Here is a 10,699-nt window from a genome sequence, read left to right as displayed (position 1 = left end):
GCGGTTAAAAAAGGATAAACCACTTAATCTTAAAAAAACTTGAATATCGAGTATTAGTTTCTACTAATTTCAATTTTTTTAATAATATCTCCCTATCTCCTTAATCTCCACATCTCCTTTTGTTACACCACCTGAACGCTTACAAAAAATAGATTGACAAAGATGATATTTTATGATACCTTATAATCTGTGAATGGGAAAAAGGGTTTATTCAATTTTTAAAACTAAATTCGGTTGGATGGGGTTAATGGCGAGTAATATTGGTTTAACTCGTGTTATTTTACCTCAACCTGATAAGAAAAATATCTTTAAAATGGTGCAGGGTTTAGTTCGAGATGATAAATGTTTTGAGAAGATAAAAAACTCACTAATGAACTACTTTGAAGGTAAAAAAGTAGAGTTTGACTATCCGATAGATGTCCGGTCAGCGACTGCGTTTGAAAATAAAGTTTGGGAAGTTACCTGTTCAATTCCTTATGGTGAGGTAAGGAGTTATCAATTTATTGCAGAAAAGATAGGTAGTCCAAAGGCATTTCGGGCGGTAGGACAGGCATTAAAGAAAAATCCACTTCCGATTATTATTCCCTGCCACCGCGTTATCCGAAGTGATGGGAAATCAGGTGGTTTTTTAGGGGGAATAGAGATGAAGAAAAACTTGCTCAGATTAGAACATAATCGGTCTTAAAAAGGGTGGTAACCGTTCAGGATATAGCCACAGAGTCACAGAGAACACAGAGGGAATATATAACTACGAATGAACATAAATTGTAGTATGAGGCTTTAGCCTCGCTTCTGGCAAGCCAAAAGGCGAACCTAAAGATTCGCACTACATTTATGGGATATCAGAGGTTAATTCGTGTGCATTTGTGGTTAATTTCCTTAATTCTCTGTGAACTCTGTGCCTCTGTGGCTGAACGCTTACAAATGGTGAAACTTCAGACAGGGAAACTAATGAAAAGAAACTACTCCATTAAAGCCGTTATTTTTGATATGGATGGGCTAATGGTTGATACCGAGCCTTTATATTCTGAGGCAATGAAACAAGTAGCCGCAAAAAGAGGTAAATGCTTTACCCTACCGCTTAAACAAAAATTGATGGGAAGACTCCCGATTGAAAGTTTAACGATATTCAAAGAAGAACTGGAATTGGAGGAACCAGCAATAAGGCTTTTAGAAGAGCGAGAAGAGATTTACACAAGACTTCTGGCACAAAATATAAAACCTATGCCTGGATTTTTTAAGCTCCTTCATCTATTAAATGAAATCGGAATAAGGAAAGCCATTGCCTCATCTTCCAAAAGACGATTTATTGAATTGATTGTTAATAAATTAGGCATCGTTGAGCAGTTTGAAGTAATTGTTTCTGGAGAAGAGGTCAAATACGGTAAGCCAAATCCTGATATTTACTTATTAGCCGCAGAAAAATTAAACATTAGTCCGCAAGAGTGCCTGGTGTTAGAAGATGCACTAACAGGTGTAATGTCAGCAAAAGCGGCTAAAATGAAATGTATCGCTGTTCCAAACCAGTTTACTCAAGGACTGGATTTCTCTTGTGCCGATTTGGTCGTAAATAGTTTAGAAGAAGTGGATAAAATATTTACTTTAGTCGTAAATTCAGCCACTGATTAACACGGATTAGCACGGATAAATACAGAGGGCAGAAGGCAGAGGACAACAGGAGGAAAAACCTTCAGCCTAATTACGGACACGGTTCACGGATTTTCCGTGTTTCAACCATGTCCATCTGTGGCTGAATAGTTACATTACAACTATGATTAAATTAATAATCTTTGACTTAGGCAATATCATCTTAAATTTTGACCATAATATCATCTGTAGAAAATTATCTCAAATATCCAGATTTTCACCACAACAAGTTTATGAGATAATATTTACCTCAGGATTAGAGCGATTGTATGATGAAGGAAAGATTTCAACAAGGGATTTTTTTAAAAAGGTATCAAATAGACTTAAATTAAATATTTCCTTGACAGGGTTTAAACAAATCTGGCAAGATATTTTCTGGCTAAATGAAGGGATTGAAGAGATATTATTGAGTCTTAGAGGTAGATATAAACTCTTTTTATTGTCAAATACCAACGAAATACACTTTGAACTCGCTATGGCTAAATTTGATGTCTTAAATTTGATAGATGAATATATTTTATCATATCAGGTAGGATTTAGTAAACCGGCTAAAGAGATATTTTATGAGGCGTTAAAAAGGGCAAATGTTGAGGCAGAAAAATGTATTTATATCGATGATATAAAAGAACATATTGCCTCAGCAAGTAAAATTGGGATGAACGTGATATTATTTCAATCCATATCCCAACTTAAGATGGATTTATGGAGTGCTCTGTCAGGATAATCTATCAAGCAATCTCCTCGCCAGCGGGGAAAGTTGAAATTGGAAATTAGAAATTGGGCTTTTATTTCTTCCACTAATTTCTAATTTTGAATTTCAACTTCATTTTCTAACCGCAAGATTTCAAACAAAAGTGAACCGTTCTAAAATCTGTGTAATCTACGAAATCTGCGGATGTATTTTCAGGGGAAACGCTCATGAGCCAAGGCTCACAAAGGGGGATGAAAATAATGGAAGAACAACCCCCTAACCCCCTTTATTAAGGGGGAATATCTGTTCTACACCATAGGATACGAGTCTGTGGATACTATACTAATTCGCTAATCTCTAATTCACTAATTCGCTATTTTCAGGGGAAACGCTCATGAACCGTGGGTTCACAAATGAGGATGAAAATAGTAGGTAGGAGATAGAAGGTGGGAGGTAAGGAGATGGACGTGAGGAGTGATGTTTCCTTTACTTTTTACTTTCTACTTCCTATTTTCAGGAGAAACCGTCATGCCCCTGCGGGGCACAAAGGACGATGAAAATAGTGGTAGGAGATAGAAGGTGGGAGGTAAGGAGATAGGCGTGAAGAGTGATGTTTTCTTTACTTTCTACTTTCTTCTCTCTACTTTCTACTTCCTATTTTCAGGGGAAACTCTCATGCCCCTGCAGGGCACAAATGACGATGAAAAATAATAGCACGCTGATGACGCTGATGATGCGGATATTCGCGGATAGAAGATAGAAGGTGGGAAGTAAGGAGATAGGCGTGAGAAGTGATGTTTTCTTTACTCTCTACTCTCTACTTTCTACTTCCTTATTTTCAGGGAAAACGGGCATGAGCCTGCGGCTCACAAAGGGGGATGAAAATAATGAAAGAACAACCCCCTAACCCCCTTTATTAAGGGGGAATATCTGTTCTACACCATAGGATACGAGTCTGTGGATACTATACTAATTCGCTAATCTCTAATTCACTAATTCGCTATTTTCAGGGGAAACGGGCATGACCTGCGGCTACCAGTCTTCCCGAGTCCCGAACCCCGAGTCCCGAGTCCCGATTTTCAGGGGAAAGGAGCGAAAACTTATGTGGCAGGCACAAGAGATTAAAGAAAATCTTGTGAGTAAAATTTTCGGTCGCCAGATACATACATTTGACGAGGTAGGTTCAACTCAGGATATTGCTCATTCATTAGCCGCTTTTGGTGCACCTGAAGGAACTTTAGTTATTGCCGAAATCCAGACTGAAGGCAGAGGACAACCATCAAAAACATGGCTCTCCCCAAAAGGAGGTTTGTGGTTTTCTTTGGTCCTCACACCAACCTTAAGGAGCATAAATCAAGCTTCTGGATTGACGATTTTAGTTGCCTTGAGTATTGCCCGGGCAATCAAAGAAATGACTAACCTTAATATCCTTATCAAATGGCCTAATGACCTGTATCTCAATAATAAAAAAGTAGGTGGAATATTGACAGAAAGCTCAACGGTTGAAGTTGCGGTTAGATATATTATTGTCGGGGTAGGGATTAATGTCAATGTGGATTCTCAAACACTTCCATCAAAGGCAACATCACTTAAAGATGCATTGGGAAAAGAAATTCCGATAATAGAAATTTTAGCAAAGATATTGGAAGGTATGGAAAAAGATTATCTTAAATTCAAGAAGGTGCAAAATCTCGCTCCTTTTTTAAATGAAATCAACCAGTTATCCTCAATCGTGGGCAGACACATAACGGTTCAATTACCAGATAAATCAATAGAAGGCTCTGCGGTGTCAATTGATGAACAAGGAAGACTTTTAGTGGAATTAGAAAATGGAGAGACAGAAATAATTACCGCTGGAGAGGTAATGGTATGATAAGAGCATTTTCAAATTGTAACCGTTCAGATAGTAATTCACCGCAGAGACGCAGAGGAACAGAGAAAACATGGAAATAAATCAGATAACAGAAAAAATTATTGGTGCAGCAATTGAAATACATAAGACATTAGGTCCAGGTCTATTAGAAATGGAATTAAGCGTATAGCCAATAGATTTTAATTTTTTCTCTGTGTCTCCGCATCTCTGCGGTGAATAGTTACGGCAGTTCAGTGGAGGTAAAAAAATGTTTGGTATCTGGTTTTGCATGATTTTAATTTCAACAAGCTGGCTTTTCTCTTCATCCCTTTATATTAAAACTAATTATTTTGGGACTTTTATTTTAATTGGATTAGCCATTATTTCTCTTTTATTTGGTTTGCGACAGGTAAAACTTGAGAATATTGATAAACGCTACCCTTTTTTTTGCCTGCCATTATTAATTGCCTGTCTTATATTGCCTTTCCCTTATAATTTAGGGCCAGCAGTTTTAGGTTTAAGTTTCTTACTACTTCCTTTTCGCAGATTGGCGCCATTAGTTTGTAGTTTATGGTTAGTGGGGTTACTTTTGAGTATTCAGAGTGTTATTGGGCATCCTTATATGTGTTTTACGGCTAAATGCCAGCAATGTCCTGTTTTCACCCCTGTCCTTTACCAGATACTAAAGTTTTTCACCCTGCCGGTGAGTTTAAGTCAAGATACTATTTTTATTGAGACAATGCGGAAACTCTATGAATTTCCTACCACCTGGGATAAACTGGGCGTTTTTCCTGCCTTAAATCTTTTAATTGGAGGGATAATATTACTTCGGCTCTTTTCTACCTCCAGAAGATTCTGGATAACCACCGGACTTTTTACCATCACCACCGTGCTTTACCTCATATTCAGGTATATCTTAATGATATTGATATTTCTTTATCTGGAGTATTTTGTGCCTGATGAAGAGGAAGCAGATAAGGTTTTTCTCTTTTGGAATCCAACAATCATTACACTTAGCTTCATTCCTTATCTATTTTTATTATGTCGGTTTTTTAAGCTTAAAATAACCCCTCCACCATTTAACCCCTTAAAAATAAAAGGATTAGTTTTAATCAGTCTGGGGATGTTATTTATCATTGGTTATTTTGGATTTCATGACCCTGGTATCCCCGGGCAAGGAAGAATTCTCATAGATGAGGCACATAGCGATTGGGAAAAGTCCACCAGAAAATACGACACAACCTGGTATGGACAGGAATCAGGTTATAATTATTACTGTATAGCAGACTATTTGAGTTATTATTATAAAGTGGACCGCAATTTTGGTTCAATAACATCTAAATTATTAAATAATTATGATATTCTGGTTTTGAAGATTCCTACATCTATGTTTTTAGATAAGGAGATAGAGGCAATTGTAGAATTTGTTAAGGCTGGCGGTGGGTTATTTTTATTAGGAGAGCATACCAATGTCTTTGGCTCTTCTTGTTATCTTAATCCAATAGCAAAAAGATTTGGTTTTTATTTTCGGTATGATTGCCTATTTGATATTGAGAAAAAATTCGAGCAAGTATATTATCCTCCAAAACTTCTACCTCATCCTATCGTTCAAAATATGCCTTGTTTTCTCTTTGCCACTTCCAGTTCTGTTGAGCCAAAAGATTATTCTTTAGAAAATGTCATTTTATCTTCTGGCTTAAAGTCTTTAGATATTGATTATTCAAGCAGTAATTTTTATCCCCAGGTTATAGATAGCACGAAGATGGATTTTGGGACTTTTATTCAAACAATTGGGGTAAAATATGGCAAGGGTCGGGTGGTCGGATTTACAGATTCAACCTGCTTCTCCAACTTCTCGGCATTTATTCCAGGCAAACCTGAATTACTCTTGGGCACACTAAATTGGTTAAATAGAGAAAATTTTCTGGGCTGGTTAAACTACTTATTCTTGATTTCAGGAATAGGATTATTCGTCTTTGGACTATTTATTTCTAAATTCAATATCCAAACTTTGCCTCTGATAATCTTTATGACCGCTTTAGGGATGGCCGGTTTTACCTTCCTCAATAAATTAAATTATCCATTACCAAAACCTCACACTAAACCAATTCAGATTTGTTTTGAGTCAAAACATTCTGACCTTAATCTCCCAATTAAAGGGTTTGTTCAGGATAACAACTGCAGTTTTGAGATGTTTTATCAATGGGTATTACGACTTGGGTATTTTCCAATAGTCTGCGAAGATATTAAAAAGGAAAAACCTGAAGTCGTAGTCATCATCAAACCTAAAAAGAACTTTACATCAAAGGATATATCCCGGATTAAAGATTATCTCCATTCTGGTGGGAAAATATTGCTTCTGGATAGTCCGTCTAACGGTAGTTCTACCGCTAATTCACTTCTTTCTGCCTTTGGCGTAAAGATTAATCAATCCATCTACTCATCGCATCTCTATGCCCAACCATTTAATAAGTATTATCCATCAGAGGTAAATTCAGCCATTATTGAAGGTGGCAATCCTATTTTCTTTACCCCGGAGAATCAGACAATTGGTGTGAGCGTTAAAGTAGGAACGGGAACTTTACTGGTTTTATCCTTTGCGGATAGATTTACTGACGCAAAAATGGGTATATCTGAGAGTATTATTCCGGATGAGGAATTATTGAAGGTATATCAATTAGAATTTGGGATATTTAAGGGGTTAGTTGAAGGGAATTTTTAATCCCGCTGTTCAGTGGTTATTTAAATAACCACTGAACAGACGAGAGAGAATTCGTCATCTACGGGATAACGATTAACTTAGAACCATCACTCAAAATATCACCTGTGATTGGGTCACAGATTCTTGCCCCTAATTTTGTAATACCTTTTGGTGAAGTAGGTGTAATAGGGTAACTTATCACCGGCACGGTCGTATTAAATCCTGTGGGAATAGTTACATTATTAAGGACAATGAGTGGCACCTGTCCCCATACTGGAGAGGGATGAAATCCCTGGACATAAATGTGGACATCAACCGTCATTGTAGGTCCGTTATTAAGTACCTTAACATTGGCATTCAGTGTATCACCAGTTGTATACACTTCCTTGTTACTAAACATTCTGAGCACAGGATTAGTTGGTATTGAGTGAGCACCATAGGCATCTGGAGGTGGCGCCAGATCTGTTGGAAAATCCAAAATTCCCAATACCATTTCTAAATCCATTATCCCATCATCACCACCAAGCATCCATAATGGGATAGTAACTTCAATGGTCTGTGTTCCCAGAACCGCGGTTAGTTGTCCCATCAGGGTCCCATTCACATCGTAAATCGAAACAGTAGGAAGACTTAAGAGGTTCATCATATAGTCAAACCCTACCTCAATTTCAGGATACTTCCAGAAAGGCCATCCTGTGTACCGATTCTGGTCTGTATCAAGACCAATACATCCAACAACTGTAGATATATTTGTCCATTGGTTAAATGTGAGTCGAACTGTTACCGCAGGACTTCCCATACTTATTCCTATCCCTGCCTCAAGTTGAACAACATCTACAGTGGGGGTTCCAATGCCAGGAATAACTGCCCCGGAGGGATTGTTGAAATTCAATAATTGTGAATCGCCATCTGGGTCACTCATCACTACCTTTGTTGGCACGGGTGGAAGTGGTGGAAGTGGTTGATTTACGCCTTCTGGTCTTTTCACCTTTGATACTTTCAAATCTGGCCACCCTGTGGCATTTGACGGTGTGGTAGTTAATCCAATAAAAAACAGACTTACTATCAACGCCGTTAAGATATTTATTGTGTTCTTTTTCATCTTCATACCTCCTTTTAATTTGAGCCCAACGCTCTCGGATAAATTTACCGTTGATTTTATTGTTTTTTTTCAACAGATAAATTTTCTTCACCCCCATTTTTAAGCAGGAAGTGAAAATTTTATATTTAAACATCTTCCCTTGTAACTTTTTATATTCTTGAGGAATATATCGACCTTCGCTACCTTAGAGGAGATGAATATTATGTATTCTGGTATAATCGTTTAAGTATCACACTCAATGCAAATAAAAGATAAACAAGTTCAAAATTTGCCTCACTTAGAAAACTACCCGCTAATACATATCCACCAAGGCTTACCTCTATTATTTTACAAGCAGGAACTATTGTCTTAGAAAATCTTTCATCTATCTTTCTTCTAATTCTATATGAATCTATCATCGAAGTAGATATTAACATAATAAAGAGTAATAATGAAATCAAACCACACTCACCTGCTAAATGGATAAATGAGTTATGTGCCTCCATGGATTTATCTAATCGAGAATCATAGGTATGGGCTAATGGAGCGAAATTACCCAATCCTATTCCTATTAGTGGTCGCTCCCATATCATCTGTCCACCTGCCCTCCAGGCGTATATCCTTCCCATAGCAGAATCATCTTTCTGATACTCTAAGATAGTGTTTAGTCTTTCTATATATCCTGAAGGTATTGAAACTATGAACAATAGAACTAAAAATGCAATTCCATAAAGAGCCAATGCCTTATTTCTTGCCTTTAAAAATATTAAACTTAATACCCCAATTAATCCAACAAAACCACCTCTTGAAAAAGTAAGAATAACCGTGGCAATGATACACAATGAGATTATTCCTGAAAGGAGTTTTTTTAGGAGTAGATTTTCTGAAAGGAATAGATAAATACTAAAAGGTAATGCCATTATTAATGCTAATGCAAAATGATTATTATCACCTCCAGCACCGGCAACGCGTCCGGGTCCAAATAGAAAACAATGCATATCACACTTTAAGGCTAAAATGCCAAAGATAACTGCGATTGCCCAGAGTAGTATTTTAAAATCTTTCTTTGTCCTTATAAGATTAATTGTTACGAAATAAAATATAAATGTTTTACTAAAACTTAATAATGGTTTCCAACAATGGCTTTTTTCGTAGGCAAAAACCACCGATACTACCATCATTAACCATAATCCTGATAGTAAATAACTCTGTTTCCCAAAGATAAATTTATATTCTCGAGTTCTAATAACATCTTTAAGGCAAAATAAGGTTGTGATTAGACATATTATCAATGGAACAGGCGTTCCTGCTAATTCATCCGGGAGCATAAAAAGAGTCGCATAATAAATAATAATACCAAAATATGGCCGAATAAAGATGAGTATTAGACTGATTATGGCGAGGCAACTACCAGCAAGAACATACATATCAGGACGAAATAAAATGGCAATGCCTATAATTATTCCTGAAAGAATAGCAAAAGTTAAAAGGAAAGTTGATTTATATTTCATAATTTTCCTATTTTTTGTATAAAGTTATAAAAGCGAGCAGGTCGCCGAGTAAAGTTCCCATCACATAGAAAATAATATCAGTTATATCTGGAACTCTGGTCGGTATAATTATCTGAGTAAATTCAATTAAGGTTGCCAGACAAAATCCTATGAATATGGTGATAAATAGCGTTAATATTTTCGAGTAATATTTTCTGAGTGAAACATAAACAAGAAAACCAAAGATGATAAATAAAATTATATTAATCCCATTTTCACTAAAAGAAATATTAAGATGTCCCCGGTAGTAAAAAGGCGTCAGGTTAAAATTCTTAATCGCATAGTATATATTCTCCCTCGCAATAGATATATCGAAGGGATAGATAAATACAAGCATGATTAATAAACTATATAAACCTAAATAAACAAGCAAAGGATTTTCACGACGGAGTAGATTTATTTGATGAAAGAGTTTATCTTTAAAAGAAACTAAAAAATCATTACTTAAAACACAACCTATCCAGCTCCCAATCGTGTTATTGACAATATCCGTTATTCCGGTTCTTCTTCTCAAAGAAAACAATTGTAAAAATTCCAATGTCGAACTAAGTAAAAAAGCAGAAATGATACATATTAATTTAGATTTAAGTTTTCCAATGTTTCTATTTTGTAATTCCCAGTTTAGTAAGAAACCATAAGGAATAAAAAGAAGAAGATTACTGACGACATCCGACCATGAAATTTCTCTGCCACCCCAACAACTGAAAGGGATAATATTTATCCGGTTAAGATTATAAAGAATATTATCTTCCTGGAAAGAGAAATTAAAAGGGTAAAGGGTTGCATAAAAGAGATAAATTACAAATATAACGAATAGAATCAATGGAAAATTTTTTTTAAGTATCTGGTTCATATTAAAAAAATGTGTAACCGTTCAGGTGGTAATTTACCGCAGAGACGCAGAGGAACAGAGAAATAAATCAGATAACAGAAAAGATTATTGAGGTAATCATTGTCCTACATAGGACATCAAAACCAAATTGTTAATCAATCATGAGATGTCGGTCCTCAAAAGCTTGCTCTAATGAAAATCAGAGATGGAATGAAGTCTCTGGTAAATAGTTTTTAATTTTTTCTCTGCGTCTCTGTGTCTGTTATGTAAAGTGTCAAGCTTTTTTTTATTTTTTTACTTAAGAAAAGACTCTACGACTTATCTCTATAACTCTACACCTTATTT

The 10,699-nt window shown here is 36.1% G+C and carries 10 protein-coding genes; 7 read left to right on the top strand and 3 right to left on the bottom strand.

Features of this window, described 5'->3' with window-relative positions; genetic code table 11:
* Window positions 1–247: 247 nt before the first annotated feature.
* From AB1414_08855 to AB1414_08825, 7 genes are all read left to right on the top strand, one after another.
* Window positions 248–685, top strand: coding sequence for a methylated-DNA--[protein]-cysteine S-methyltransferase (locus AB1414_08855; protein MEW6607548.1), 438 nt, complete (start codon window positions 248–250; stop codon window positions 683–685).
* A gap of 266 nt (window positions 686–951) precedes the next feature.
* A complete protein-coding gene (locus AB1414_08850) occupies window positions 952–1,629 on the top strand; it encodes an HAD family phosphatase (GenBank protein MEW6607547.1) in 678 nt (225 codons plus the stop codon).
* A 142-nt stretch (window positions 1,630–1,771) separates the two neighbouring features.
* Window positions 1,772–2,371, top strand: a complete 600-nt coding sequence (locus AB1414_08845; protein MEW6607546.1) for an HAD family phosphatase — start codon at window positions 1,772–1,774, stop codon at window positions 2,369–2,371.
* A gap of 546 nt (window positions 2,372–2,917) precedes the next feature.
* Window positions 2,918–3,049, top strand: a complete 132-nt coding sequence (locus AB1414_08840; protein ID MEW6607545.1) for a hypothetical protein — start codon at window positions 2,918–2,920, stop codon at window positions 3,047–3,049.
* Window positions 3,050–3,440: 391 nt separating this feature from the next.
* Entirely contained in the window at window positions 3,441–4,211 is a 771-nt protein-coding gene (locus AB1414_08835) for a biotin--[acetyl-CoA-carboxylase] ligase (protein ID MEW6607544.1), read from the top strand.
* Window positions 4,212–4,281: 70 nt separating this feature from the next.
* A complete protein-coding gene (locus AB1414_08830; GenBank protein ID MEW6607543.1) occupies window positions 4,282–4,380 on the top strand; it encodes a GxxExxY protein in 99 nt (32 codons plus the stop codon).
* 78 nt (window positions 4,381–4,458) lie between these two features.
* Window positions 4,459–6,912: a hypothetical protein gene (locus AB1414_08825; GenBank protein ID MEW6607542.1), complete on the top strand. Its 2,454-nt coding sequence runs from the start codon at window positions 4,459–4,461 to the stop codon at window positions 6,910–6,912.
* A gap of 58 nt (window positions 6,913–6,970) precedes the next feature.
* Here AB1414_08825 and AB1414_08820 read toward each other — a convergent pair whose 3' ends face one another.
* The 3 genes from AB1414_08820 to AB1414_08810 all read right to left on the bottom strand — a co-directional run bounded on the left by AB1414_08820 (window position 6,971) and on the right by AB1414_08810 (window position 10,345).
* Complete coding sequence (locus AB1414_08820) at window positions 6,971–7,993, bottom strand: hypothetical protein (protein ID MEW6607541.1); 1,023 nt, start codon at window positions 7,991–7,993, stop codon at window positions 6,971–6,973.
* A gap of 200 nt (window positions 7,994–8,193) precedes the next feature.
* Entirely contained in the window at window positions 8,194–9,483 is a 1,290-nt protein-coding gene (locus tag AB1414_08815; protein MEW6607540.1) for a putative O-glycosylation ligase, exosortase A system-associated, read from the bottom strand.
* Between the two features lie 7 nt (window positions 9,484–9,490).
* Window positions 9,491–10,345 carry a VanZ family protein gene (locus AB1414_08810; protein MEW6607539.1) on the bottom strand — a complete coding sequence of 285 codons (855 nt, stop codon included), beginning with the start codon at window positions 10,343–10,345 and terminating at the stop codon, window positions 9,491–9,493.
* Window positions 10,346–10,699 lie beyond the last annotated feature (354 nt).

The sequence above is a fragment of the bacterium genome, assembly GCA_040755795.1.
Lineage (GTDB): Bacteria > UBA9089 > CG2-30-40-21 > CG2-30-40-21 > SBAY01 > JBFLXS01.
Note: the sequence above shows the minus strand (reverse complement) of the source record. Positions and strands in the feature narration are given on the sequence as shown.

Excerpts from the sequence above, each read along its gene's own strand:
- AB1414_08855 (MEW6607548.1), top strand. The coding sequence starts at position 248 with ATGGCGAGTAATATTGGTTTAACTCGTGTTATTTTACCTCAACCTGAT.
- AB1414_08850 (MEW6607547.1), top strand. The coding sequence starts at position 952 with ATGAAAAGAAACTACTCCATTAAAGCCGTTATTTTTGATATGGATGGG.
- AB1414_08845 (MEW6607546.1), top strand. The coding sequence starts at position 1,772 with ATGATTAAATTAATAATCTTTGACTTAGGCAATATCATCTTAAATTTT.
- AB1414_08835 (MEW6607544.1), top strand. The coding sequence starts at position 3,441 with ATGTGGCAGGCACAAGAGATTAAAGAAAATCTTGTGAGTAAAATTTTC.
- AB1414_08830 (MEW6607543.1), top strand. The coding sequence starts at position 4,282 with ATGGAAATAAATCAGATAACAGAAAAAATTATTGGTGCAGCAATTGAA.
- AB1414_08825 (MEW6607542.1), top strand. The coding sequence starts at position 4,459 with ATGTTTGGTATCTGGTTTTGCATGATTTTAATTTCAACAAGCTGGCTT.
- AB1414_08820 (MEW6607541.1), bottom strand. The coding sequence starts at position 7,993 with ATGAAAAAGAACACAATAAATATCTTAACGGCGTTGATAGTAAGTCTG.
- AB1414_08815 (MEW6607540.1), bottom strand. The coding sequence starts at position 9,483 with ATGAAATATAAATCAACTTTCCTTTTAACTTTTGCTATTCTTTCAGGA.